This window comes from Maritalea myrionectae (assembly GCF_003433515.1).
GTDB lineage: Bacteria > Pseudomonadota > Alphaproteobacteria > Rhizobiales > Devosiaceae > Maritalea > Maritalea myrionectae.
On record NZ_CP021330.1, the window covers coordinates 339789 to 363373 of the forward strand.

Genomic DNA, 23585 nt, shown 5'->3' on the forward strand with positions numbered 1-23585 from the left:
TTGATGCAAATCCTGATCAAGGGTTGGGTAAAACCGATGACTGATGCAGTCCAATATTTGAAAATGAATGGTTTGGGGAATGATTTTGTGGTGCTGGATGCACGGCAGAAACCGCTCAAGCTGTCTCATGATCAAGTGCGCTGGATTGCCGATCGGGAGCAGGGCATTGGCTGTGATCAGCTGATCGTTTTGGAATATAGTCCGCTTGATGGCGTGGATGTGTTTATGCGCATCTATAATGCTGAGGGCGGCGAGGTGGATGCCTGTGGCAATGCTACGCGCTGCGTCGGCTATTTGGTGGCTGAAGAGCTGGGCAAAAAAGCGGTGACGATTCACACCAATGCTGGCTTGTTGAATGCCGAGCTGAACGGCGATGTGGTAAGTGTCGATATGGGCACGCCCCGCCTAGAGTGGGATCAGATCCCGCTGGCAGAAGAATTTGAAGACACGACCGGGATTGAATTGCAGATCGGGCCGATTGATGCGCCTGTGTTGCACACGCCGAGCGTGGTGAATGTGGGCAACCCGCATGCGATTTTCTGGGTGAAAGATCTGGATGCGCATGATTTGGAACGGTTCGGGCCGATGCTTGAACATCACCCTATGTTTCCAGAACGGGCCAATATCTCATTGGCGCAGGTGCTGGATCGGGATCACATCAAAATCCGCGTTTGGGAGCGCGGGGCCGGGTTGACCCAAGCCTGTGGCACGGCGGCGTGCGCCGTGGCCGTGGCGGCGGTGCGCAAGGATTTGACTGACCGCGAAGTGACGATCAGTCTGCCCGGTGGTGATTTACAACTGGAATGGCGCGCGAGTGACCATCACATTATTATGACTGGCCCGTATGAATTGGACGGGGAGGGGACATTACCGGCCGAACTTTTTGAGGAAAGTGCTGCATGAGTATTGAAACCCTCACCTTCGGGTGTCGGCTCAACGCTTTTGAATCTGAAGTGATGAAAGATCATGCCGGATCGGCGGGGCTCGACAATATTCTCATCGTCAATAGCTGTGCGGTGACGCAGGAAGCTGTGCGCCAGACCCGTCAGGCCATTCGCAAGGCGCGACGGGAAAATCCGGACGTCAAAATTGTCGTGACCGGCTGCGCGGCGCAAACCGATGCGGAAAGCTTTGCCGAAATGGGCGAAGTGGACCTTGTGGTCGGCAATGGCGAGAAAATGAAGCGCGAGACCTATGAGGGTCTTAAGTTCGGCATAGGCGGCAATTCGAAAATCCTTGTCGATGACATTATGAGCGTCAAGGAAACCGCAGGCCATTTGATCGAGGGTATGGATGGGCGCGCCCGCGCCTTTGTGCAGGTACAAAATGGTTGTGACCATCGCTGCACCTTCTGCATCATTCCTTATGGCCGGGGGCCTTCGCGCTCTGTGCCCATGGGCGTGGTGGTCGATCAGATCAAAAAGCTGGCTGACAATGGCATTGGCGAAGTTGTGCTGACCGGGGTGGATATCACTTCTTATGGCCCAGATTTGCCGGGCAATCTCAGCCTTGGTGCCTTGACCCAAGCGATCTTAAAACATGTGCCGCAATTGCCGCGCCTGCGCATTTCGTCCATCGATTCCATTGAAGCGGACGAGGCGTTGATGGAGGCGATCAAGTCCGAACATCGTTTGATGCCGCATCTGCATTTGTCGCTTCAGTCGGGCGACAATATGATTTTGAAGCGCATGAAGCGGCGGCATTTGCGGGAGGATACGATCCAATTTGTAAATGACGCAAAAGCGATGCGCCCGGATATGGTGTTTGGCGCCGATATTATTGCCGGGTTCCCCACGGAAACCGATGAGATGTTCGCTAATTCCATGGCGATCGTGAAAGAATGTGATCTGACTTATTTGCACGTGTTCCCCTACTCGCCACGGCCGGGCACCCCGGCGGCGAAAATGCCGCAAGTGGACAAAAAAGTGGCCAAGGACCGGGCGGCGAAATTGCGGGCCTTGGGCGAACAGCAGTTCGACGCATTCTGCGCCAGCCAGATCGGGGACACCAAATCCGTGTTGATCGAGCGCGACAATGTGGGGCGCACCGAACAATTTGTGCCGATCAAAGTTGAAGGCGCACCCGGCGAGATTTTGGATGTGAAAGTGACTGGCCAGGATCAGCATGGGCTGATCGGCGAAAAGCAATTGGCAGTGGCGTAAGAGGGCTTTATGGCGGAGAAGAAATCAGGCGGGGGTGCCGGGGACGGCTCCAAAGGAGCCGACGGCGGCAAAAAAAGAGGCTTTTGGTCGCGACTGTTGGGGGGCAAGGATGAGCCGCAACCCAAAGAGACGCTGAAAGACCAAAGCGAAGATCAGACTTCTGCCGATGTGACGCCAGAAGAAGCTGCGGCGCTTGAAAAAGAACAGCCCTGGCAAGAGCCGGAAAACAGCATTGATGAGTCCATCGACAAGGCGCTGGATCAGATTGAAGAAGATCTGAAGGAAGCACCGGACGCCGAGCCGCCCACACCTGCGCCGGAAGAGGCTGCGGCTAAAGCGGTTGAAACGGTGGAAGAAGAGCTGCAAGAGATTTCCGAGCTGGAGCAGGCTGCGCAAGCTGCCTCTGAGCCTGAGCCTGAGCCTGAGCCTGAGCCTGAGCCTGAGCCTGAGCCTGAAAGTGAAAGCGTTGTCACGACGGACGGTGGCGACGATACATCCGGCGGGGGTGCCGGGGACGGGAGCGTAGCGACCGGTGGCGGCAACAAAGAAGACTCCGGCGAGAAAAAAGGCTGGTTCGCTCGGTTGCGCGAAGGGCTGAAGCGCTCGTCTGACCAGTTGACCGACAATATTTCGTCGATCTTCACCAAGCGCAAGCTGGATGATGAAGCGCTGGAAGAGTTGGAAGATACGCTGATCCAGGCGGATTTGGGTGTGGAAACTGCAATCCAGATCACCGAAAAACTGGCCAAAGATCGCTTTGATAAAGAAATCAGCGTCGAGGAAATCCGCTCTGTTTTGCGCGATGAGGTTAGTAAGGTTTTGGCGCCTGTGGCGGTGCCGTTCGAGCTGGGCACGGCGCACAAACCACATATTTTGTTGATGGTTGGTGTGAACGGGTCGGGCAAGACCACCACCATTGGCAAGCTGGCGGCAAAATATAGCCGTGAGGGCAAAAAGGTGATGTTGGCGGCGGGCGATACATTCCGCGCGGCAGCGGTTGAGCAGCTTACGGTTTGGGGCGACCGCTCCAATGTGCCGGTGATTACGCGACCAACAGGGGCTGATGCGTCTGGTCTGGCTTATGACGCGGTGAAAGAAGCGCAGGCACAAAATTGCGATCTGTTGATCATTGATACGGCCGGCCGTTTGCAAAACCGTGATGAGTTGATGGCCGAGCTTGAAAAGATCATTCGGGTGATCAAAAAACTTGATCCCGAAGCGCCGCACACCACCTTGCTGACGTTGGACGCGACCACGGGGCAGAATGCGCTTAATCAGGTGGAGATTTTTGGCAAACGGGCCGGGGTGACTGGCTTGGTGATGACAAAATTGGATGGCACGGCGCGGGGCGGCATTTTGGTGGCGATTGCGCAAAAGCATAAATTGCCGGTGCATTTTATCGGTGTCGGCGAAACCATCGAGGATTTGGAACCATTTGAAGCCGATGATTTTGCGGCGGCGATTGCGGGGGCACAATAGTGGTCGCGCGGGAAAAAATGCTGGCGTGCACTCATGTGTTGCATGCCTTTGCGCCGTTTAAACCGGCGGATTTGTTCGCCAAATTGGCGCAGTCTGACTATGCGCAATTGCCCAGCGATGTTTATGGTGCGGGCGGCGCGAGCGATTTGGTGGTAGAGCGGCTGAAAGAGCTGTTCGGCACCAGCGGCGCGCGCTTCTGCATTAAGGGCATGATTGCGCAAATGGCGGCCTTGCGGGCGGCTGTGGAGCGGCAGGGCAACAATCTGGTGGCCATTCACCGCATGACCCATTTCGATATTGATGAAATGGAAGCGGTGGAGATTTTACACCCGATCCAGTTTCGGCGGCTGGGCACAGCCTATCAGCCCTTTACGGTCGATGATCTGGACAAGATGGGTGAAGTGCCAGGCGTGGTCAGTGTGGAACTGCCGGTGCGGCGGGCAGGTTATAAGCTGACCCCCCTTGAAGAATTGGTGAAAATTTCGAATTGGTGCCGTGAACGGGGTGTGCATTTCCACCTCGATGGGGCGCGGGTTTTTGGTGTGGCTGAGGCTTATGGCAAAAGCCTTAAAGAGATTATGGCGCTGTGCGACAGTCTTTATTGCAGCTTTTACAAAGAGTTGGCCAATATTGGCGGTTGCGGCTTGCTGGCGGATGAAGAATTTTTGGCCGAAAGCGATGTGTGGTTCACCCGCCATGGCGCCAATGTGCCGTTCGAATTTCCGCAAGCGATCACAGCGCTGATCGGGTTGGATGAGTTTTTGCCGCGTATCGGCGAGTTTACTGCTTTTGCCAAGGCGTTGGCGGCGGCCTTCAATAAGATTGATGGGGTGCGTACGGTGCCTTTGGTGCCCGAGACGCCCAACTTTCAAGTGCATATTGAAGCGCCAAAGGCGGCACTGGAAGCGGCCTTTGAAAAGCAGATTGAAGCGGATAAGGTTTGGCTATCGGGTCATGCTTTGCCCACTATTTATGATGAAGTGCAGGCGATTGAAGTGGCCATTGGCGCGGGCAGCATGTCGCTGAGCGTTGAAGAATGGGCCAATTATTTGTCGCAAAGTGTGGGCACAGCCCGGAACGAGATTGAGGTTTAAATGAGCGAAGAGAAAAATCCCGCAGAAGAGCTGAACTGGGACGAGCTCAAGCCGCAGCTGATTAAGTTGGGTTTGGAGCTTGGCCCTTTGGTGCTGTTCTTTATTTTGAATGCGCGCGCGGGCATTTTTGTCGCCACCGCCTGGTTTATGGGCGCCATGGTGCTTTCACTTATCTTGAGTTGGTTGATCCTCAAGCGCGTGGCTGTGATGCCGCTGGTCACCGGCGTTGTGGTGCTGATTTTTGGCGGGCTGACGCTTTATTTGCAGGACGATACCTTCATCAAACTCAAGCCGACCATTGTGAATGTGCTGTTTGGCGGTGTGTTGCTGGGTGGGTTGCTTTTCGGCCATTCGCTGCTGCGCTATGTGTTTGGCGATGTCTATAAACTGCGTGACGAAGGCTGGCGCATTCTCACCTGGCGCTGGACGATCTTCTTTTTCGTTTTGGCGCTGATCAATGAGATTGTGTGGCGCAATTTCTCAACCGACTTTTGGGTCGCGTTTAAAGTGTGGGGTATTATGCCGCTCACCTTGATTTTCTCATTTGCGCTGGTGGTGCCGGTGTTGAACAAATATGCGCCAAGCGGCGAAGAGGCTTAAGACGCCTCTTGCGCCTCTAAGGCTTTAACGATGGCGGGCAGCACCTTGTTTTGGAAGCTGTCTTCGCTCATCGGGCCGGTGTGTTTGTAAACAATCACCCCGTCCTTATTGACGAGATAGCTTTCAGGTACACCGTAAACGCCCCATTCCAGGCTGACACGGCGGTTCCGGTCGGCGCCCACAGCATCAAACGGATTGCCCAGCTTGCGCAAGAAGTCGCGGGCATTTTCGGGCTGGTCATTATAATTGATGCCGAACAATTTGATGTCATCGCGCTCGGCTAAACGCATCAAAAATTCATGCTCTTCGCGGCAGGGCACGCACCAGCTGGCCCATACATTCACCAGACTTAGCTGACCTTTCAGATCGGCGCTGGAAAAGCCCGGCTGGTCATGGCCTTCAACGGGCTGAAGGGTGAATTCAGGGGCAGGCTTGTTCATTAAGGCCGAGGGCAACAGGTCCGGATCGCGATTGATCTGGCTGGCAAAAAGCGCAAATAGCGCAATGGTCAGCACCAAGGGCAGGGCGAAAATCAACGTGCGTTTCATGGTGCGCTACTCCGGCTTGATCTGCGTGCGTTCAGACCGCCGTTTCAACCCCATGGCTTTTAGGGTGTCCAAACGGTTCTTCTGCTTTTTGTAAGACAGGACCACCCAGATGCTCAGCAACACAATCAGCAGCGCAGACAGGCCATAGGCTCCGAAAATATACTCGAGATGTTTGCCGGATTCGATCATGGCTTTTGGGTCCTTAATTGTTGCGCATATTGCCGTTCAATCGCGCGGGCGCGGCGGCGCAAAATTTCTGTGCGCATGGAAATGAAATGCAGCAGCAAAAACAGGAATGAGAAGGCAAAGAACATCACAAATAGCGGCAGCAGAATGGAGGGTGGCATGGTTGGTCCATCCAAACGGAACACGGAAGCGGGCTGATGCAGCGTGTTCCACCAATCCACTGAGAATTTGATGATGGGCACATTGATGGCGCCAACCAAGGTGATTACCGCGATGATGCGGCCCGCGCGGACTTGATCTTCAAAGGTGCGCCACAGGGCGATAATGCCGAGATAGATAAAGAGCATGATGAGGGTGGAGGTCATGCGTCCGTCCCACTCCCAGAAGGTGCCCCAAGTTGGTGCGCCCCAAAGCGCGCCGGTGATCAAAGCGATGGCTGTGAAGGTTGCGCCAAGAGGTGCCGCAGCTTTGGCTGAGACGTCGGCCAATGGATGGCGCCATACCAGTGAGCCGATGGCGGCCGCGGCCATGATCGCATAGCAGAACTGGGAGAGCCAGGCGCTGGGCACGTGCACATACATGATGCGCACGGTTTCGCCCTGCTGATAATCAGCCGGTGAATTGAAGAAAGCTAGATAAAGCCCATAGGCCATCAAAATGGTGGTGATGCCCACGAGCGGCCAAATGAAATAGCGGGACCATTCAAGGAAATAGCCGGGATGGGCGATCCGCGAGAAAAAGCCCAAATCTTGTGGCGTTGGTTCTTGAGATTTTGACTCTGTCATAGACTATTCTGCTGCCATTTTTAATGCGAGTGCCGCCGCAAACGGGGTGAACACTAAACTGAGCAAGGTAAACCCTGCAAGGAACAAAAGTGCCGCATCCTGTGCGTTGGCGATTGCGCCGCTGGAGACCGCGCTGACCCCGAAAATCAATGTAGGGATCGAGAGCGGCAAGATTAAGATCGGTGCAATCAAGCCCCCGCGTTTGATGGATACGGTCACAGCCGCGCCGATGGCCCCAAAGCAAATGAGCGCCGGTGTGCCCACCAATAGGGTGAAAATCACTCTTAGGGTTTGATCTATCTCAAGATTGAGCAATATCGCCAAAACAGGGGTGGCGACAATCAGGGGTAACGCAGTTGTGACCCAATGGGCGCAGATTTTGGCGACCACAATCATTTCAAGCGGCAGGCTGGCCTGGCGCATGGCCAACAGTGAACCGTCCTCATGATCCATGCGAAACAGGCGGTCGAGTGCTAACAAAAGCGACAGCAAAGCGCTGATCCAGATGATGGCCGGGCCGAGCTGGGCCAATTGGTCCTTATCCGGGCCGATAGCAAAGGGCATGATCGCGCCGGTCATGATGTAAAACAGCAGCACGGTCAGGCTGTCGCCGCCAATGCGGGTGGCCAGTTTCATATCGCGGGTCAACACAGCGAGAAATGGCTTCATGATGCATGATCCATGGCTGCCTGCCCAATCATTACGGTTTTTACGGCTTCCGGCGCGAGATGCGGAATTTCCAAATGGGTCGCAGCGATCACAATGCCGCCTTCGGCGCAATGGTCCGCGATCAATTGCCCTACCCATTGGTCGCCTTGTTTATCGAGGGCTGAGGTGGGTTCATCCAAAATCCAGATCGGGCGGTTGGCCACCAGCAGGCGAGCAAGGCCCAGCCGACGGGTTTGGCCAGCGGACAGAATAGAGGCTTCAGAATCCTGAATGGCGCCTAACCCGGCGGCCTCGATGGCGGGCAGCACATTTTCGGTGCCGCCATAAAGCTGCGCCCAGAAACTGAGATTTTCTTTCACGGTGAGGGTGGTTTTTACCCCAGGCACGTGGCCCACAATGTGCAGATATTCCCGCGGCTCGCGTTCAGGATCGATATTTTCAAATGAAATATCGCCGGCAGATTTGGGCAAAGCCCCATATAAAGTGGCGAGACATGTGGACTTGCCTGCGCCGTTCGGGCCGCGCAAAAGAATCACTTCACCGGGCTTTGCCGTGAAGGAAACATCGCCAAAAATCTCAAATCCGCCGCGCTCGCAGGCCAAATCTGTCACATTTAATGCAATATTTTCAGGGTTTTTGCCGTTTTTTCTCATGAGAAGCACATAATGGCATTAAGTTGAGGCTGGCAAGAGGCGGTGTTATTCTTTATAAAGCGCGCGAGCGCCATTTAGGGGACAATGGTAACTCGTTTCACGCTTGTTGGTTTTTGTCGAGAATTTTTGGCAAAATGACCAGGGCTCAGGTTGAAACTCCGAACATACAGGCAATGCACGTGACACAGACCTCGTTGAACAGCTTTAACGCCAAACAGACCCTACAGGTCGGCGATAAAACTTATACATATTATTCCTTAATTGAAGCAGAGAAAAACGGCCTTGAAGGCATTTCGCGCCTGCCGCATTCTTTGAAAGTGGTGCTCGAAAACCTTTTGCGTTTTGAAGATGGCCGTACGGTCACCAAAGCCGATATCGAAGCTTGCGCCGCATGGTTGAAAGACAAATCCTCTTCCCATGAAATCTCCTACCGTCCAGCACGGGTGTTGATGCAGGACTTTACCGGCGTTCCAGCGGTTGTTGATTTGGCCGCCATGCGCGATGCCACCGCCAACCTGGGCGCTGACCCGCAAAAGATTAACCCGCAAGTGCCTGTTGATCTGGTGATTGACCACTCTGTGATGGTTGACTTTTTCGGCACAGGGACAGCTTTCACCCAGAACGTCGCGCGCGAATATGAGCGCAATGGCGAGCGTTATGAATTTTTGCGCTGGGGCCAAGAGGCATTTGACAATTTCCGCGTTGTGCCTCCCGGCACAGGCATTTGTCACCAGGTGAACCTAGAATATTTGGCCCAAACTGTTTGGACCAAAGAAGAAAATGGTGAAACCGTTGCTTACCCAGATACGCTGGTGGGCACAGACAGCCACACCACCATGGTCAACGGCTTGGCCGTTTTGGGCTGGGGTGTTGGCGGCATTGAGGCGGAAGCGGCCATGTTGGGCCAGCCGATCTCTATGCTGTTGCCAGAAGTGATTGGCTTCAAGCTCGAAGGTGAGATGCAAGATGGCATCACCGCAACTGACTTGGTGTTGCGTGTTGTTGAAATGTTGCGTGAGCGCGGCGTTGTCGGCAAGTTCGTTGAATTCTTCGGCCCTGGCCTCGACAATTTGACTTTGGAAGACCAAGCGACCATCGCCAACATGGCACCAGAATATGGAGCGACATGTGGTTTCTTCCCTGTCGACAATGAAACATTGGCTTATTTGCGCACCACTGGCCGCGAAGATGACCGCGTGGCTTTGGTGGAAGAATATTCCAAAGCGCAAGGCATGTTCCGCACCACGGACAGCGCGGATCCAGAGTTCACCGATGTGCTCTATTTGGATCTGAATGACGTTGATCCAGCGATTTCTGGGCCAAAACGTCCGCAGGATCGTGTTGTGCTGGCTGAGGCGAAAGAGAAGTTCGCGAAGGCCTTGGCGGGTGAGTTTGCAAAAACTGATCAGCCTGCAGCCAAAGTTGAAGGCACAGACTATTCCATCACCCATGGTGATGTGGTGATCGCGGCGATCACGTCTTGTACCAACACCTCAAACCCTGCGGTTTTGGTGGCGGCTGGCCTTGTGGCCCGCAAAGCGCTTGAACTTGGGTTGGAAGTGCAGCCCTGGGTGAAAACATCATTGGCACCAGGGTCACAAGTCGTAACTGACTATTTGACAGCATCTGGCTTGCAGGATGATTTGGACAAGCTTGGCTTTAACCTTGTTGGTTATGGTTGCACCACCTGTATTGGTAACTCTGGCCCATTGCCTGAGCCTATTTCTGCTGCCGTACAAGCCGAAGATTTGGTGGCGTGTTCAGTGCTTTCCGGTAACCGGAACTTTGAGGGCCGGGTCAACCCAGACGTGAAAGCCAACTATCTGGCGTCTCCGCCATTGGTTGTGGCCTATGCGTTGGCGGGCAAAATGACCACAGACATCACAACTGAGCCTTTGGGCACAGGCAAAGATGGACAACCCGTCTATTTGAAAGATGTGTGGCCAAGTGCACAGGAAATCGCTGACATCGTTCGCGAAACAGTGACACCTGAAATGTTCAAAGGTCGCTATTCAGACGTGTTCAAAGGCGATGCCGGGTGGCAGAACATTAAAGTTGAAGGTGGTGAAACCTATGCGTGGAACTCTTCTTCAACCTATGTTCAGAACCCGCCATACTTTGAAGGGCTGAGCAAAGACATCAAGCCAATCGAAGACGTGCATGGTGCGCGCATTTTGAGCTTGTTTGGTGACAGCATCACCACTGACCACATTTCACCTGCTGGCTCGTTCAAGGCGGATACGCCTGCGGGTCAATATTTGAAAGACCGTCAAGTGGCGCCAAAAGACTTCAACTCTTATGGCTCTCGTCGGGGCAACCACGAGATCATGATGCGCGGCACATTTGCCAATATCCGCATCAAAAACCAAATGGTGCCCGGCGTTGAAGGTGGCTTCACCAAGGGGCCAAATGGCGAAGTTGCTGCAATGTATGACGCTGCGATGGATTATGCCGAACAAGGCAAGCCATTGGTTGTGTTTGGCGGCAAGGAATATGGCACAGGCTCTTCACGGGACTGGGCGGCGAAGGGCACACGTTTGCTCGGTGTTCGCGCTGTGATTGTGGAAAGCTTTGAGCGTATTCACCGGTCCAACTTGGTTGGCATGGGTGTTTTGCCATTGCAGTTTAAAGATGGTGCGAGCTGGAAGAGCCTCAATCTTGAAGGTGACGAAGAAATCACCATTGAGGGCTTGGACAAGATCACACCGCGTTGCGATGTGACCGTCAAAGTGAAGTCTCCGAACGGCACTGACAAAGAGTTTGTTGCTCTTTGCCGGATCGATACCGAAGACGAGATGGAATATTACCGCAATGGCGGCATCTTGCATTATGTGTTGCGCAATCTGGTTGCCTAACGCAATGCAACTCGGCTCAATGTGGCCGAGCATTTGTTGAATTAAAAAGCGCGGTTTAGGCCGCGCTTTTTTTGTGCTTGGCCACAAATTTTTTCGCCATATCTGCGATCTTGTTTAAATGCATCTGGCGCTTTGGCGCGGGCATATTATGGATTGGCGAAATATGGGTGAAGCGTAGCGGCTTCAATCCGACAAATTTTAAAATCTGATTTTTCATCAATTTGGTTTGGGCCTTGCCATAGGCCAAACGGTAATACCAGTCTGGCGTGTCCGACGTCATGATCACCTCAGCGCTTTTGCCTTTGAGATGGCCGATAGGCAGCGGGCTGCCCTCTTTGTAGCTATAGGCGAGATTGGGCAACAGCAGCCGATCAAACAGATTTTTCAATTCAGCGGGCATGCTGCCCCACCACAAGGGATGTGCCACCACGATGTGATCCGCCTGTTTGATCGCCGTCCAGAGGGCGCTAATTTCGTTATTCCAGTTCTCTTTGCTTGGGCCACTGACCATGGGTCCTGTGTTTAGATTGCCCTGCGAAAGAGAAAAGAGATATGCCTTTGCCCCGCCTGCTTCAGCGCCGTGTTGATAGCTTTGGGCGAGGGCGTGGGTAAAGCTATCGGCGCGCGGGTGGCCGGAGATGATCACAATATTCATGTCGAAATCTTTCAATAATTGACCGTGGTCAACTTACATATTTTACTTTTTGACCGCGGTCAATTGTGCTAAGCAAAATTTATGAATTTACGTGTTGAAGGCAAACAGAAGCGGGCGCAGACCACCCGCGCGCATATTTTGGAAAGTTTTGCCGGCCTGATGCGCCAACAAAGCTATGACGAAATTTCAATTGCACAGATCGCGGCAGAAGCTGAGGTGGGCAAAGGCACGGTGTTGGCGCATTTCAGCGAAAAGCTGGCTTTGGCTGCAACACTGTTCGCTGAGGAGCTGGGCCAATGTCTCATCCGCACCGAGGCAGAACCGAAGCTGCAAAGCGCAGCGCAGCTGCGCAGGATCTTTGACCCCTTCTTCGCCTTCATCATGCAGGATGATGTTTATATCCGGCTGATTGTTGGTGAAGGGCAAAATATTTGCCGCCAATTGATTGAGCCGGTGGAAGCCGAGCTGTTTGAAGCATTGGCGCAAAAACTCGGTAATCGCGGTGACGGGGGCGACATGGATATCGTTGCGGTACGCGCCTTTTTCGTGCATGCGGCGGTGATGTATCGTGCGTGCGACGGCGGTGAAGCCGTGGTGGATGAATTTGCCGCCCTGTTGGACGCTTATATATTCAAAAACCGGTAGAGCTCACTCCAATGTGACTGGTTTGTTACGCTTGCTTGGCGTAATAAAATGACTATGAAGCACATTTTTTCAACATTGTTGGTGGCAGCGCAATTGGCAGGGTTTTCCACTGTGGCGACGTCCATGGAAATGAAAACCAATCCCAAGGCGGTTTTGGAGTTGTTCACCTCGCAGGGATGCTCATCTTGCCCCCCAGCAGATGAAGCCTTGCGCCAATGGGGTGAGCAGGATGATCTAATCACCATCGCCTACCATGTGGATTATTGGAATTATATCGGCTGGAAAGATGTGTTTTCAGCACCAAAATATTCCAAATTGCAACGGGATTATGCCAAATCCTTTGGCGCAGGCCGGGTTTACACTCCCCAACTGATCGTCAATGGCAAGGGCGATGCGGTTGGGTCACGGCGCACCGATGTCGAACAGTTAGTGGAAGACGCGCAGCTGGATGTACAGGTCGATTTGGCGGTTGCAGATGGCAATTTGACGATTGATCTGACCAGTGATGGCGCGGAAAGCGTTGATGCGACCATTTGGGTTATTCCCTATATTTCCCGAGCAGAAACTGACATCCGCCGCGGGGAAAATGAAGGCAAAAAACTGACCTATAGTTTTATCGCCCGCAACCGCTTGCCTGTGGGCATGTGGCATGGGGAGGCCCAGCATCAGCTGGAACTGCCTTTGCGTGACATACTGGTTGATGGCGCGGACGGTATGGCCGTTTTGGTGCAAACCAAGCGTGACGGCGGCCCTGGCCCAATTCTGGGTGCGGCATCTATCCAAAAATAAAGACGCCCCCGAAAGGGGGGCGCAAAGGGTATCTGGAGGCCATCCAAACTGATTTTGGAGGTCCAGCGCCCTGAGCAGGCTTATTTGGGGGCAAACCGCTCAGGGGCTGGGTACTGGAGGCTATGATCTCTTTCTACCGATGTAATTCGGCAACAGTTTGCCGGAAATGTGATTAAATTGGGGCCAATTTTGGGGCTTGTCACATTTGCGAATTGGCGCGATCATTCGCTGAAGTGATTTGAACCATAAGGTGTGAAATTTGGCGTCATCTCGAAGCAAAGGCGAAAGCCAGCACATTCGCTTGGTCCACTCCAACGAATCCTCCCACAAATCCGCCCTTGCGCCCATGAATGTCAGCTTCGATCGGCGTGAGCTTTCTACCATTCTCAATGTTTACGGTCGAAATGTCGCCAATGGCGAATGGCGGGATTATGCCATCGACATGTTGAAGGATCGGGCGGTGTTTTCAATTTTTAAGCGTGCAAGCGAGATGCCCGTGTTCCGCATTGAAAAGGACCCCAGCCTCCGCCGGAAGCAGGGACAATATCGTGTCGTGGGGCAAAATGGCCAGATTTTAAAGCGCGGCCATGAGTTGGTGCAGGTGCTCAAAGTGTTGGATGGCGATATTAGCTTGGTGCGGTAGGGAGATTTGTATTTCTCTCCGCCACCGGTCACTCCGCTCCCGTCCTCGGCGCCTCCGTTTTTTACGCGCCGCCGTCGTTCGCTGCGCTCACTTCCCCGGCACCCCCGCCGATTGGTGCCACAAACCCGCACCGAATACGCTGACAGTAAGAGTGGACGAGCACAGCGAGGACCCCGAAACCTTTAGGTTTCGCGCCCGCGCAGGTTAGGCGGTATAGCCGCCGCTCAACCGTGAGCGAAAAACAGTCTTGCTCAACTTTGCACCAGGTTGTTGCAGGCCGATGCGCGGCATCGAATAGCCATGAGACACGACAAATCCGAGTAACCCATCTCCCATAAAAAATCCCCGCCTCGAATGAAGCGGGGATTGTTGTTTCAGCATTGTGCTGTTTGGTCGCTATTCGCGATTGCCGAACAAGCGCAACAACATCAAGAACAAGTTGATGAAGTCCAGATAGAGGGCCAAAGCACCCATCAGCATTTTCTTGCCCATGGTTTCAGACCCGTCGCCTTCATAATAGTTCTCTTTGATCTTTTGCGTGTCGTATGCGGTCAAGCCAACAAATACCAACACACCGATCACAGAAATGGCAAACGCCAACATGCTAGATGCGAGGAAGATGTTTACGATTGACGCGATGATGATACCGATCAGGCCCATCATCAAGAAAGAACCCCACGCGGTAAGATCACGCTTGGTGGTGTAACCGTAAAGGCTCATGGCACCAAATGTACCCGCGGTAATGAAGAACACGCGTGCAATGCTTTCGCCTGTATAGACCAAGAAGATCGAAGACAGCGAAAGACCCATGGCGACGGAGAAACCCCAGAACACCATTTGTGCGGTCGCAAACTTCATTTTATGAATGCCAAAGCTTAAGGCAAACACAAAGCCCAATGGCGCAAGCGCTACAACCCACTGCAATGGTGAACCATAAAGAGTGGCGCCCAAAGATGTGAGGTAGTGTTGGCCCATTTGGGCCACAGCAGCATCAGGATTATTGGTGGTGGTGAGCATCGTCAAGAAATAGGCAACCACACCGGTGATGCCCAGGGCGATGCCCATATAGTTGTAAACGCCCAACATATAGGCGCGTAGGCCCTCATCGATTGCGGCCTGAGCGCCGCCTCGTGAGGCCATTGTTTGACGATCATATTCTGCCATAGATGAGTTCCCTTTCAGCAAATTATTGTGGCGTGATGCCTTGTCTATACAATCTTGCCCGTAATATGGCGATCAAATTCGACAATTTCAAGATGTACGTGTGCGACGCAATGTCGGTTTAGTGCTTGAGGTAACATATAAAATTTTCGCCAAATTGTCACACGAATCATGGTAGCTTGGATTTAGGCGATGTTTTTTACATCAGAAGGTTGGGAGGTTTTATGCCCCGTCTCTTCACTGGCCTGGAGCTTCCGGGCGATGTTGGTTTCGCGCTTTCCTTAAAACGAGGCGGCCTACACGGCGCGCGTTGGATCGATCCCTCAAATTATCACATTACATTGCGTTATATTGGTGACGTTGATCACCGTACCGCACACGAAATTGTGTATGAGCTGGGTCGATTATCGATTGAGGAGCCGTTTGACATAACCCTTTCGCATCTTGGCGTGTTTGGTGGCAAGCGACCGCGTGCGCTGTTTGCAGGTGTCGACCCGGCGCCTGAACTGATGCAATTGCACGACAAGCAAGAGCGGGTGATGCAGCAATTGGGATTGGAGCCGTCGGGGCGCAAATATGCGCCTCACGTCACTTTGGCCCGCCTTCACGATACGACGCCTCAGGACATGGCGCATCATTTGGAAGTGTCCAGTGCCTTCTATCCGCTTCGCTTCCGTGTGCGCCAGTTTGTGCTGTATTCGGCCAGAGAATCGATTGGCGGTGGTCCCTATTTGGTGGAAGAAGCCTATCCGTTGGCGGCTTAGGTTGCCTTGCGGTTGAGCGGGTTTTTTTCTTGCCGCCTACTGGCGCTTTGCGCCCTTTCTTAGCACCCCCAATTTTTACGCGCCGCCGTCGTTCGCTGCGCTCACTACCCCGGCACCCCCGCCGATTGGTACCCCACACTAATTCTGGGCGAGTGAGGGAAAAGAGTGGACGAGCGCAGCGAGGACCTCGAAACCTTCAGGTTTCGCGTCCGCGCAGGTTAGGCGGCAAAGCCGCCGCTCAACCGTGAGCGAAAAACAGCTTTGCGCACTTTTGCACTGGGTTGTCGCAGGCTGATGCGCAGCGTCGAATAGCCGTGAGACAGCACTGTCCATACGAGATTAACCCGTAAAACTATCCCTGATACCGCGCTAAAATCTTGCGGCTGGCGTCTTCGATCAGGTCAAGCACATGGTCAAAGCCGCCTTCGCCGCCAAAATAGGGGTCTGGCACTTCTTCAGTTGCGCTGTCGCCATAGGGCAGAAATAGCTCGACTTGTGCGGTTGAATCCTTGGGGGCCAGTTTCTTCAGGTTTTTGAGATTTGAACGGTCCATCGCAAGGATCAAATCATAGCGGTAGAAATCGTCAGGTTCCACCTGTCGGGCGCGCAGTTGTGATAAATCATAGCCGCGGGATTTTGCGGCGTTCATCGCGCGTTCATCTGGTGTGTGGCCAATATGCCAATCACCCGTACCGGCACTATCGATGGTCAAATTGATGCCTTGTTGTTGTGCCATTTGCTGCAACACAGCGTGCGCGGTGGGTGAACGGCAGATATTTCCAAGGCACACCAGCAAAATTGAGGTAGGAAAAGTGGGCATTTTGGCTCCTTTACCAGCGGGTTTTAACGCTTCGTTCACTTTGAATTGTGAAACAGGGTGTATGGATAGACATATGCCAAAATAAGGTCAAATTTCCGCTTATGTTGAGAATTTGATTAAAAAGCTACAAATGTTTGCGGCTTGGTAACCCTCATTGGCGGATAATAAGCGGGAACGTGGGTAATTGGACAAAGGACCCAAAGGAATGATTGAAGCAAAACAAATGAAAAAATTTGCGCTTAAAGCAGGTGTTGCGCTGATGGTAGGCGTGCTTTCAACGGGCGCGGCGCAAGCAGCAGCGACCAAGATCGGCACGTACAATTTTTGGACCGCGTGGACCGATCAGGACAGCAAAGGCAAGATTTGCTACATCTCCTCGCAACCTCAAGATGCGCAACCGACCAATGTGAAACGCAGCCCGATCCATTTTCTGGTGACGCACCGCATGGGAAGTGGCAAGCGCAACGAAGTGGCCACTTTGATTGGCTATCCGTTCAAGCCTGGGGCAGAAGCCAGCGCCACAGTGGATGGTAAGGCCTATCCCTTGGTGACGGACAGCGAGCAGGAGGCGGCGTGGCTGTTCGCGACCGCCGATGAACCCAGTTTTGTGGCGGCCATGAAGCGTGGATCTGAAATGGTGGTGCGCGGTATCTCCACGCGGGGAACCCGCACAACGGATACTTATTCATTGTCCGGCGTGACCGCCGCGATGAATGCCATCGACAAAGAATGCAATTAATTCTTGATTGAATGATCTGATGAGCCCAAAGCGCGAACTGGTTTCGCGCTTTGGCGCGTTTTGGGGTGCATTTTACCCAAAGCTGTGGTTTAACCCCATGCTAGTCGATCTTATGAAATAGGGCAGGTTATATGCGCACCGGTAAATTTTGGTTTTCTCACTGCGTGCTGATCAAATTTGGTTTTCTGGCCATGATTATGGTGCTGGCGATGGGACAGGCTGGGTTTGCCCAATCTGTGCAATCGTTGGGTGATTTTAAAGCTTGGTCTGCCTATTCCACGGTGAAATCTGCGACAAATCTTTGTTTTGTGCATTCAAAGCCAGTTGAGATCGAACCGCAAATTGAGGGCATGGATGATCCTTATTTTTACGTGACGCATCGGCCGAATGAAGGCGTGCGCCACGAAATCAATCTGGTGGCGGGCTTTGATTTTCAAACCGATAGCTTGGCAGCCGCACGGATTGGCAACCAATCTTATTCCTTGTTTACACAAGGGGATTCCGCCTGGTTGGAAGATATCAGCCAAAGCGCGGATATGGCCGCGGCCATGCGGCGCGGGTCGACCATGGTGGTGGAAGGCATTGATGCGCGCGGCACCAAGGTACGCATGGTGTTTTCGCTTTCGGGGGCCACGGCTTCCATGCGGGCCATTGATAACGCCTGCAACTAGCGGGTCAAACTCCAAAATTCTTTGCCTTTTGGCCTAGGGTCTGGTATTGGCTCGCCTCTGAATTGATGAGGTTATAACATGTCGATCAGCCTAGATATCGCCAATGCCAATGTGAAAACCGCCTCCAAACCGTCTTTGGTGGGGATGGATCGTGACGACCTGATGGCCGCGTTGGAAGAATTGGGTCTGCCTGAAAAGCAGCGCAAGATGCGCGTGGCGCAGCTGTGGAACTGGCTTTATGTCAATGGCGCCAGCGATTTTGATCAAATGACCAATATCGCAAAAGGCTTGCGGCAAGATTTGGCCGACAAGTTTGACCTATCTCGTCCAGAAATTGTGTCAGAACAGGTGTCCACTGATGGCACGCGCAAATGGTTGTTCCGGTTTAAAGACCCGATGCAGCCCAATATGCCGCCTGTAGATGTTGAGACCGTTTATATTCCTGAAGAAGACCGCGGCACTTTGTGTGTGTCCTCACAAGTGGGCTGCACGCTCACCTGCACCTTCTGCCATACGGGCACGCAAAAGCTGGTGCGCAACCTGACCGCCGGTGAAATCGTGTCGCAGATCTTGATGGCGCGTGAGCGGTTGGGCGATTATCCGGGCGGCGAGCGTCCAACGGATGGCATTGTACCGCGTGCAGGCATTCGCTCGGTCACCAATGTGGTGATGATGGGCATGGGTGAGCCGCTTTACAATTATGACAATGTGAAAAAAGCCATGTTGCTGATGTCAGACGGGGAAGGGATTTCTCTGTCACGTCGTCGCATCACTTTGTCGACCTCTGGCGTGGTGCCGTTCATTCCAAAAATTGGCGAAGAAACTGGCGTTATGCTGGCGATTTCGCTGCACGCGGTGAATGATGAGCTGCGCAATGAGTTGGTGCCGATCAACAAGAAATGGCCGCTCGAAGATTTGTTGGAAGCGTGCCGCAATTATCCGGGCCTGTCCAACGCCAAGCGCATTACCTTTGAATATGTAATGCTCAAGGATGTGAATGACAGCGTGCAGGACGCCAAGAAATTGGTGCGCATGTTGGATGGCATTCCAGCGAAGATCAATTTGATCCCGTTCAATCCATGGCCGGGCTCACAATATGAATGTTCGAGCTGGGCGCAAATCGAGAAATTTGCAGATATCGTCAATATGGCCGGCTATGCCAGCCCGGTACGCACCCCGCGTGGTCGCGATATTTTTGCAGCATGTGGTCAGTTGAAATCTGAAACTGAGCGCATGAGCAAAAAAGAACGCGATGCCATTGCGGCGGCCGAATAGGCTAAGCCTCAACCACCTGTTCGCGCTGCCATTGGCGGGGCGACTTGCCGTGCCGCTGTTTCCATGCGCGGTGGAATTGGCGTGTTGAATTATAACCCAGCCTGTCCACTAGATTTTCTATGCTCACATGTTGGGCCTTGAGCATATTCTCCGCCATGGCGATGCGTAGCCCATTGATGTAGTCGGGCACGGTCACGCCAGTCTCCTTGTTGAACAGGCGTGAAAAATGCCGTGTGCTCATATGCGCTTCGTTGGCCAAACGCTCCACTGTCCAATCCTCGGTAGGGTTGGTGGTGACCTGATCCTGAATGCGGTGAATGGTGGGGTGCAGATGGCTGCGGCCCTGCAAGAAGGGGGACAATTGCGGTTCGTTGCCGCTACGCCGGTTAAACACCACCATGTGTTGGGCGATTTGCGCCGCGGCCGCCAAACCCAGCCTTTTGCCCACAATATGCAACATCAAATCAATGCCTGAAGTGATGCCAGCGCTGGAAAAGCGGTGGCCATCTTCAACATAGAGACGATTTTCTTCCACTTTGATTTTTGGGGAAATGGCGCGCAACTCATCTAGGCATTTATGATGGGTGGTGCAGTGTTTTCCATCAAACAGGCCCGCGCGGGCTGCATGTAAGGCCCCACTGCAGACGGTAACAAGCTGATGGCTGGACGCGATGGTGCGGCGCAGCCAAGCTTCTAATTGCGCGTCGGCAGATCGGGTATCCTGATTGGCGGGCATGTTGGCAAAGCCGGGCATTTCGCTGGCATTGCCGCACACCACCACCATGGCGTCTGGTTCAATATGCTCCGGCAATGGGGCAACATTTTCAAGGGCGTATCCCAGTGAGGTGGGGGCGTTAGGCGTGGCGCTGACAAATTGCACCTCATAGCGCCATTGATTTTGCACCATATTGGCGCCGCGCAACACCTCGCAAGGGCCAGCAATATCCAGCATCAACGCGTTAGGACCCAAGGCAAAATAGGTTTTGATGGGGATCGGTGCTGGCCCTCTATCCATTTTAGTCTCCGAAATGGCTGATCGCGTCATCCAAGCTGCGGATGGTGGCGAAGCGTTTGGATAATACGGTTTCTGTGCGGTGCTTGATCTGGTCGGCGGAAAGGGCCGAGCCGTCAGGATGTTGCATATCAAAGGTGAGCGTGGCATCGGTCACGTAATTGACCTTATAGCCGATGTCGCTGGCATGGCGCGTGGTGGTTTCGCAGCATTGCTCGGTGCGGATGCCGCAAATGGTCAGCTCATTGATGCCATTTTCTTTCAACCAGATGTCCAGCGCGGTGCCCGCAAAGGCGCTGTGCCGTGTTTTTTCGATCACCAGATCCGGGGTGACGGTGATGGGTGACAGGGTTTTAACAAAGCCGGAAGATTTAGAAAACGCGCCTTCTGGCTCCGTATGGAAAATTTGGACCAGCTTTATGCCTTCCTGTTTTGCTGCAGTGATCAGCTTTTGGATGTTGTCGATAAAATCCGGGAGATAGTGCTCCTGGTAATAATCGCGATGGCGGAAGCTTTCCTGCACATCAATGATGAGCAAAGCGTGTGAATTATATGACATTTTACGCCCTTTGGTTTGAGTGATCGTCAAACCTTATGCGCTTATCATGAAGCATAATACGCACTACACCGACATGTTTAGGACAATTTACGCCAAAAAATCATGCGTGCCAATGTCGGATGAAGTTCGGGGTCTTAGTGTCGCGCTTGTGCGGTTAGGATTGTTGCGGCGAAAGCAGTGAACACGGCGGCAAAGGAATAGTTGAGTGCCCGGCCAATCCATTTTGACTTTTGCAAGGCTTTGGAGAGCCAATCCGCTCCGGCAATCATCGCCACGGTGAGCGGCAATGAAATTACGATGAACAGGATGCCAAGGGTGAATAATTTATGGGCGGCGTATGGATCGCCTGCCACCACAAATTGCGGCAAAAAGGTCATAAAGAACAGAACGATTTTTGGGTTCAGTAAATTGATACCAACGCCGGTCAAATAGGATTTTTTGAGGCTTGGCTGTTTGGTGCTTTTGCCAAAGTTGAATTGCACATTGTTGCCTGCGCGCAGGGCGCCGATGGCCAGCCAGATCAAATAGAGCGCACCGACGATTTTCAGCACCAAAAAGGCGGTCGGCGCGGTGGCGATCAGCACGGAAATGCCCAATGCCACCAGCAAAGTATGGATCAAGATGCCGGAACAGGCGCCAGCGAGTGCGGCAAAGCCATGGGCGCGGCCAAAGTTGAGGGCGCGAGATAAAAAGAGGGCCATGTCCGGCCCGGGGGTGATGGCCAAAACAATGGTGGCGAGGGCAAACGCTGCCAGCAGCGCCGGGTTGGGCAGCAGTATGGTGCTTAAATCAGCCAGATATGCCATCATGTCGAATGATCCCCTCTTTATGCAGGCCTGCGAAATATATGCCCTGCTTTTGTTGGCTTGTCCAATGATTGAAAGGGCCAATTTTGTGTTGAATGGCTTTTCATTTGGCCCGCGCAAATCTATAAGGGGCGCGAGATAGCATAAAAGCAAAGAGTTTGAGCCGATGAGCAAGAAAATCAATAAAGTGGTGTTGGCCTATTCTGGCGGTTTGGACACCTCAATCATTCTGAAATGGCTTAAAGTAGCCTATGATTGTGAAGTGGTGACCTTCACAGCCGATTTGGGCCAAGGCGAAGAGCTGGAACCCGCCCGCAAAAAAGCGGAAATGATGGGCATCAAGGAAATCTTTATCGAAGATGTGCGTGAAGAATTTGTGCGCGACTTTGTGTTCCCCATGTTCCGCGCCAACGCCCTTTATGAAGGGGTTTATCTGCTCGGCACATCGATCGCCCGCCCGTTGATTTCGAAACGTTTGGTGGAGATTGCCCGTGAAGTGGGCGCGGATGCGATTTCGCATGGCGCGACCGGCAAGGGCAATGACCAAGTGCGGTTTGAATTGGCAGCCTATGCGCTTGACCCGAACATTAAGGTGATCGCACCTTGGCGTGAGTGGGATTTGCAATCGCGCACACGTTTGCTTGAATTTGCTGAGCAGCACCAAATTCCTGTGCCGAAAGATAAGCGCGGCGAAGCGCCGTTCTCGGTGGATGCAAACTTGTTGCACACCTCATCAGAAGGCAAGGTGCTGGAAGATCCCGCAGTGGAAGCGCCGGACTATGTGTATCAACGCACGGTGAACCCGGAAGATGCGCCGGATACCCCGGAATATATCACTGTCGAATTTGAAAAAGGCGATCCGATTGCCATCAATGGTGAGAAGCTTTCTCCAGCCATGTTGCTGACCAAACTGAACGAATTGGGCGGCAAGCACGGTATTGGTCGCTTGGATTTGGTGGAAAACCGCTTTGTGGGCATGAAGTCTCGCGGCATCTATGAAACGCCGGGCGGCACCATTTTGCTTGAAGCACACCGGGGCATGGAATCCTTGACCCTTGATCGCGGCGCTGCTCATCTTAAAGATGAGATCATGCCACGCTATGCCGAGCTGATCTATAATGGTTTTTGGTATTCACCCGAGCGTGAAATGCTGCAGGCCTTGATCGATAAGAGCCAGGAAATGGTTGCTGGTGAAGTGCGGTTGAAGCTTTATAAAGGCAGCGCCACAGTGGTTGGCCGTTCCTCACCATTCTCGCTTTATTCTGAAGATCTGGTGACCTTTGAAGAAGGGTCTGGCACCTATGACCATCAGGATGCCCAAGGCTTTATCCAGCTCAATGGATTGCGGTTGAAAACCTACGCGGCGCGCCGCGACCAGAACAAATGAAATTGACGCTGGATCATTTGGTGTTGGGCACTGCCGACTTGGCGCGTGGTGCCGCACAACTTACTGAATGGTTTGGCGCTGCGCCCTTTGGGGGTGGCGAACATGAATTGTTTGCCACTCATAACAAATTATGGCGGCTGGAGGCGTCCGGCTATCCCCTTTATCTTGAATTGATTGCTCCCAATCCTGCGGCGACGCCTAAGCGCGCTCGATGGTTTGGGCTGGATGATTTCACGTTTGAAACCGACGAGGTGCGGTATATTGGTTTGGTGGTGCGCACCGACAATATCGCGCAAGCGACACAGAAGTTGGGCGCGGATCAGTATGAAGTGGTTTCGTTGGCCCGTGGCGCACTGACTTGGCAATTCGGGTTGCAAGTCGGCCCCTATCGCTTTCCTAGTACGACCCCCAATTTGATTGAATGGACCAAGGGTCACCCATTGGACAATGTCACCTCGCAGGGCCTGACCTTGACGCAGGTGAGCTGGCCGCACGATTTGGCCTTGGACTTAGATTGGCCTTGTTCGCAACAGGGAAATTTGCCGGACAATTCGGGCCTTCAGATCCGGAATTCCATTGGTCAAACCATTCAATTCTAAATCAAATTTGGCACAATAGCTGTTCTGCA

At 53.1% G+C, this 23585-nt stretch carries 26 protein-coding genes; 15 read left to right on the top strand and 11 right to left on the bottom strand.

Annotated features, from left to right (window positions below; all coding sequences use genetic code 11):
• Nucleotides 1–36: 36 nt before the first annotated feature.
• The 5 genes from dapF to MXMO3_RS01650 are packed head-to-tail and all read left to right on the top strand — an operon-like array spanning nt 37 to nt 5335.
• Nucleotides 37–903 carry a diaminopimelate epimerase gene (dapF, locus tag MXMO3_RS01630; RefSeq protein WP_117396671.1) on the top strand — a complete coding sequence of 289 codons (867 nt, stop codon included), beginning with the start codon at nt 37–39 and terminating at the stop codon, nt 901–903.
• The gene (gene mtaB / locus MXMO3_RS01635) at nt 900–2162 is read left to right on the top strand and encodes a tRNA (N(6)-L-threonylcarbamoyladenosine(37)-C(2))-methylthiotransferase MtaB (protein WP_117394732.1); all 1263 of its coding nucleotides are present in this window, start codon (nt 900–902) and stop codon (nt 2160–2162) included. The genes dapF and mtaB overlap by 4 nt, the downstream gene beginning before the upstream one ends.
• Nucleotides 2163–2171: 9 nt before the next feature.
• Nucleotides 2172–3641: a signal recognition particle-docking protein FtsY gene (ftsY, locus tag MXMO3_RS01640; RefSeq protein ID WP_117394733.1), complete on the top strand. Its 1470-nt coding sequence runs from the start codon at nt 2172–2174 to the stop codon at nt 3639–3641.
• A complete protein-coding gene (locus MXMO3_RS01645) occupies nt 3641–4735 on the top strand; it encodes a threonine aldolase family protein (RefSeq protein ID WP_117394734.1) in 1095 nt (364 codons plus the stop codon). The genes ftsY and MXMO3_RS01645 overlap by 1 nt, the downstream gene beginning before the upstream one ends.
• Nucleotides 4736–5335: a septation protein A gene (locus tag MXMO3_RS01650; protein ID WP_027835857.1), complete on the top strand. Its 600-nt coding sequence runs from the start codon at nt 4736–4738 to the stop codon at nt 5333–5335.
• On the opposite strand, the gene MXMO3_RS01655 is transcribed toward MXMO3_RS01650, so the two are convergent.
• Genes MXMO3_RS01655 through ccmA form a run of 5 tightly spaced genes read right to left on the bottom strand, consistent with a single transcriptional unit; the run spans nt 5332 to nt 8176 of the window.
• Nucleotides 5332–5883: a DsbE family thiol:disulfide interchange protein gene (locus MXMO3_RS01655; protein ID WP_117394735.1), complete on the bottom strand. Its 552-nt coding sequence runs from the start codon at nt 5881–5883 to the stop codon at nt 5332–5334. The genes MXMO3_RS01650 and MXMO3_RS01655 overlap by 4 nt on opposite strands.
• A gap of 6 nt (nt 5884–5889) precedes the next feature.
• Entirely contained in the window at nt 5890–6072 is a 183-nt protein-coding gene (ccmD, locus tag MXMO3_RS01660) for a heme exporter protein CcmD (RefSeq protein WP_027835859.1), read from the bottom strand.
• Nucleotides 6069–6854 (bottom strand): heme ABC transporter permease, encoded by a 786-nt coding sequence (locus tag MXMO3_RS01665; RefSeq protein WP_117394736.1) that lies wholly within the window; start codon nt 6852–6854, stop codon nt 6069–6071. The genes ccmD and MXMO3_RS01665 overlap by 4 nt, the downstream gene beginning before the upstream one ends.
• 3 nt (nt 6855–6857) lie before the next feature.
• A complete protein-coding gene (gene ccmB, locus MXMO3_RS01670; protein WP_027835861.1) occupies nt 6858–7523 on the bottom strand; it encodes a heme exporter protein CcmB in 666 nt (221 codons plus the stop codon).
• Complete coding sequence (gene ccmA, locus MXMO3_RS01675) at nt 7520–8176, bottom strand: heme ABC exporter ATP-binding protein CcmA (protein WP_117394737.1); 657 nt, start codon at nt 8174–8176, stop codon at nt 7520–7522. Before ccmA ends, ccmB begins: the two co-directional genes overlap by 4 nt.
• Nucleotides 8177–8355: 179 nt before the next feature.
• Here ccmA and acnA point away from each other — a divergent pair, with 179 nt between their 5' ends.
• Entirely contained in the window at nt 8356–11031 is a 2676-nt protein-coding gene (gene acnA / locus MXMO3_RS01680) for an aconitate hydratase AcnA (RefSeq protein WP_117396672.1), read from the top strand.
• A gap of 55 nt (nt 11032–11086) precedes the next feature.
• Here acnA and MXMO3_RS01685 read toward each other — a convergent pair whose 3' ends face one another.
• Complete coding sequence (locus MXMO3_RS01685; RefSeq protein ID WP_117394738.1) at nt 11087–11686, bottom strand: NAD(P)H-dependent oxidoreductase; 600 nt, start codon at nt 11684–11686, stop codon at nt 11087–11089.
• Nucleotides 11687–11767: 81 nt separating this feature from the next.
• Here MXMO3_RS01685 and MXMO3_RS01690 point away from each other — a divergent pair, with 81 nt between their 5' ends.
• The 3 genes from MXMO3_RS01690 (at nt 11768) to MXMO3_RS01700 (ending at nt 13763) form a co-directional block, all read left to right on the top strand.
• Nucleotides 11768–12331: a TetR/AcrR family transcriptional regulator gene (locus MXMO3_RS01690; protein ID WP_117394739.1), complete on the top strand. Its 564-nt coding sequence runs from the start codon at nt 11768–11770 to the stop codon at nt 12329–12331.
• Nucleotides 12332–12379: 48 nt separating this feature from the next.
• Nucleotides 12380–13120: a DUF1223 domain-containing protein gene (locus tag MXMO3_RS01695; RefSeq protein ID WP_117394740.1), complete on the top strand. Its 741-nt coding sequence runs from the start codon at nt 12380–12382 to the stop codon at nt 13118–13120.
• A 295-nt stretch (nt 13121–13415) separates the two neighbouring features.
• Nucleotides 13416–13763 (top strand): DUF2794 domain-containing protein, encoded by a 348-nt coding sequence (locus tag MXMO3_RS01700; protein ID WP_051214034.1) that lies wholly within the window; start codon nt 13416–13418, stop codon nt 13761–13763.
• A gap of 396 nt (nt 13764–14159) precedes the next feature.
• Here MXMO3_RS01700 and MXMO3_RS01705 read toward each other — a convergent pair whose 3' ends face one another.
• A complete protein-coding gene (locus MXMO3_RS01705; protein WP_117394741.1) occupies nt 14160–14927 on the bottom strand; it encodes a Bax inhibitor-1/YccA family protein in 768 nt (255 codons plus the stop codon).
• A 221-nt stretch (nt 14928–15148) separates the two neighbouring features.
• Here MXMO3_RS01705 and thpR point away from each other — a divergent pair, with 221 nt between their 5' ends.
• Nucleotides 15149–15688 (top strand): RNA 2',3'-cyclic phosphodiesterase, encoded by a 540-nt coding sequence (gene thpR, locus MXMO3_RS01710; RefSeq protein ID WP_027835868.1) that lies wholly within the window; start codon nt 15149–15151, stop codon nt 15686–15688.
• Between the two features lie 352 nt (nt 15689–16040).
• On the opposite strand, the gene MXMO3_RS01715 is transcribed toward thpR, so the two are convergent.
• Nucleotides 16041–16508 carry a low molecular weight protein-tyrosine-phosphatase gene (locus MXMO3_RS01715; RefSeq protein WP_117394742.1) on the bottom strand — a complete coding sequence of 156 codons (468 nt, stop codon included), beginning with the start codon at nt 16506–16508 and terminating at the stop codon, nt 16041–16043.
• Nucleotides 16509–16713: 205 nt separating this feature from the next.
• Between MXMO3_RS01715 and MXMO3_RS01720 the strand changes: the two genes are divergently transcribed.
• From MXMO3_RS01720 to rlmN, 3 genes are all read left to right on the top strand, one after another.
• The gene (locus tag MXMO3_RS01720; protein ID WP_117394743.1) at nt 16714–17247 is read left to right on the top strand and encodes an invasion associated locus B family protein; all 534 of its coding nucleotides are present in this window, start codon (nt 16714–16716) and stop codon (nt 17245–17247) included.
• A 131-nt stretch (nt 17248–17378) separates the two neighbouring features.
• Complete coding sequence (locus MXMO3_RS01725) at nt 17379–17918, top strand: invasion associated locus B family protein (RefSeq protein ID WP_027835871.1); 540 nt, start codon at nt 17379–17381, stop codon at nt 17916–17918.
• A 78-nt stretch (nt 17919–17996) separates the two neighbouring features.
• Nucleotides 17997–19193 carry a dual-specificity RNA methyltransferase RlmN gene (gene rlmN, locus MXMO3_RS01730; RefSeq protein ID WP_027835872.1) on the top strand — a complete coding sequence of 399 codons (1197 nt, stop codon included), beginning with the start codon at nt 17997–17999 and terminating at the stop codon, nt 19191–19193.
• Between the two features lies 1 nt (nt 19194).
• Here rlmN and MXMO3_RS01735 read toward each other — a convergent pair whose 3' ends face one another.
• The 3 genes from MXMO3_RS01735 to MXMO3_RS01745 form a co-directional block, all read right to left on the bottom strand.
• Complete coding sequence (locus MXMO3_RS01735) at nt 19195–20208, bottom strand: GlxA family transcriptional regulator (protein WP_162889090.1); 1014 nt, start codon at nt 20206–20208, stop codon at nt 19195–19197.
• A 1-nt stretch (nt 20209) separates the two neighbouring features.
• On the bottom strand, nt 20210–20764 hold the full coding sequence (locus MXMO3_RS01740; RefSeq protein ID WP_117394745.1) for a cysteine hydrolase family protein: 555 nt from the start codon (nt 20762–20764) through the stop codon (nt 20210–20212).
• Nucleotides 20765–20898: 134 nt separating this feature from the next.
• Nucleotides 20899–21570 carry a LysE family translocator gene (locus MXMO3_RS01745; protein ID WP_027835875.1) on the bottom strand — a complete coding sequence of 224 codons (672 nt, stop codon included), beginning with the start codon at nt 21568–21570 and terminating at the stop codon, nt 20899–20901.
• 166 nt (nt 21571–21736) lie between these two features.
• Here MXMO3_RS01745 and MXMO3_RS01750 point away from each other — a divergent pair, with 166 nt between their 5' ends.
• Together MXMO3_RS01750 and MXMO3_RS01755 are read left to right on the top strand one after the other, a co-directional pair.
• Nucleotides 21737–22957 (top strand): argininosuccinate synthase, encoded by a 1221-nt coding sequence (locus MXMO3_RS01750; protein WP_117394746.1) that lies wholly within the window; start codon nt 21737–21739, stop codon nt 22955–22957.
• Nucleotides 22954–23556, top strand: coding sequence for a VOC family protein (locus tag MXMO3_RS01755; protein ID WP_117394747.1), 603 nt, complete (start codon nt 22954–22956; stop codon nt 23554–23556). The genes MXMO3_RS01750 and MXMO3_RS01755 overlap by 4 nt, the downstream gene beginning before the upstream one ends.
• The last annotated feature ends 29 nt before the right edge of the window (nt 23557–23585 follow it).

Bases quoted from the DNA above. Each gene is read 5' to 3' on its own strand.
- MXMO3_RS01745 (WP_027835875.1), bottom strand. From the start codon at position 21,570: ATGGCATATCTGGCTGATTTAAGCACCATACTGCTGCCCAACCCGGCG.
- MXMO3_RS01695 (WP_117394740.1), top strand. From the start codon at position 12,380: ATGACTATGAAGCACATTTTTTCAACATTGTTGGTGGCAGCGCAATTG.
- MXMO3_RS01750 (WP_117394746.1), top strand. From the start codon at position 21,737: ATGAGCAAGAAAATCAATAAAGTGGTGTTGGCCTATTCTGGCGGTTTG.
- MXMO3_RS01720 (WP_117394743.1), top strand. From the start codon at position 16,714: ATGATTGAAGCAAAACAAATGAAAAAATTTGCGCTTAAAGCAGGTGTT.
- MXMO3_RS01665 (WP_117394736.1), bottom strand. From the start codon at position 6,854: ATGACAGAGTCAAAATCTCAAGAACCAACGCCACAAGATTTGGGCTTT.
- MXMO3_RS01715 (WP_117394742.1), bottom strand. From the start codon at position 16,508: ATGCCCACTTTTCCTACCTCAATTTTGCTGGTGTGCCTTGGAAATATC.
- thpR (WP_027835868.1), top strand. From the start codon at position 15,149: ATGCCCCGTCTCTTCACTGGCCTGGAGCTTCCGGGCGATGTTGGTTTC.
- ftsY (WP_117394733.1), top strand. From the start codon at position 2,172: ATGGCGGAGAAGAAATCAGGCGGGGGTGCCGGGGACGGCTCCAAAGGA.
- MXMO3_RS01685 (WP_117394738.1), bottom strand. From the start codon at position 11,686: ATGAATATTGTGATCATCTCCGGCCACCCGCGCGCCGATAGCTTTACC.
- MXMO3_RS01690 (WP_117394739.1), top strand. From the start codon at position 11,768: ATGAATTTACGTGTTGAAGGCAAACAGAAGCGGGCGCAGACCACCCGC.
- dapF (WP_117396671.1), top strand. From the start codon at position 37: ATGACTGATGCAGTCCAATATTTGAAAATGAATGGTTTGGGGAATGAT.
- MXMO3_RS01650 (WP_027835857.1), top strand. From the start codon at position 4,736: ATGAGCGAAGAGAAAAATCCCGCAGAAGAGCTGAACTGGGACGAGCTC.
- MXMO3_RS01655 (WP_117394735.1), bottom strand. From the start codon at position 5,883: ATGAAACGCACGTTGATTTTCGCCCTGCCCTTGGTGCTGACCATTGCG.
- mtaB (WP_117394732.1), top strand. From the start codon at position 900: ATGAGTATTGAAACCCTCACCTTCGGGTGTCGGCTCAACGCTTTTGAA.
- ccmB (WP_027835861.1), bottom strand. From the start codon at position 7,523: ATGAAGCCATTTCTCGCTGTGTTGACCCGCGATATGAAACTGGCCACC.
- MXMO3_RS01740 (WP_117394745.1), bottom strand. From the start codon at position 20,764: ATGTCATATAATTCACACGCTTTGCTCATCATTGATGTGCAGGAAAGC.
- ccmD (WP_027835859.1), bottom strand. From the start codon at position 6,072: ATGATCGAATCCGGCAAACATCTCGAGTATATTTTCGGAGCCTATGGC.
- MXMO3_RS01725 (WP_027835871.1), top strand. From the start codon at position 17,379: ATGCGCACCGGTAAATTTTGGTTTTCTCACTGCGTGCTGATCAAATTT.
- MXMO3_RS01755 (WP_117394747.1), top strand. From the start codon at position 22,954: ATGAAATTGACGCTGGATCATTTGGTGTTGGGCACTGCCGACTTGGCG.
- MXMO3_RS01735 (WP_162889090.1), bottom strand. From the start codon at position 20,208: ATGGATAGAGGGCCAGCACCGATCCCCATCAAAACCTATTTTGCCTTG.
- MXMO3_RS01705 (WP_117394741.1), bottom strand. From the start codon at position 14,927: ATGGCAGAATATGATCGTCAAACAATGGCCTCACGAGGCGGCGCTCAG.
- ccmA (WP_117394737.1), bottom strand. From the start codon at position 8,176: ATGAGAAAAAACGGCAAAAACCCTGAAAATATTGCATTAAATGTGACA.
- rlmN (WP_027835872.1), top strand. From the start codon at position 17,997: ATGTCGATCAGCCTAGATATCGCCAATGCCAATGTGAAAACCGCCTCC.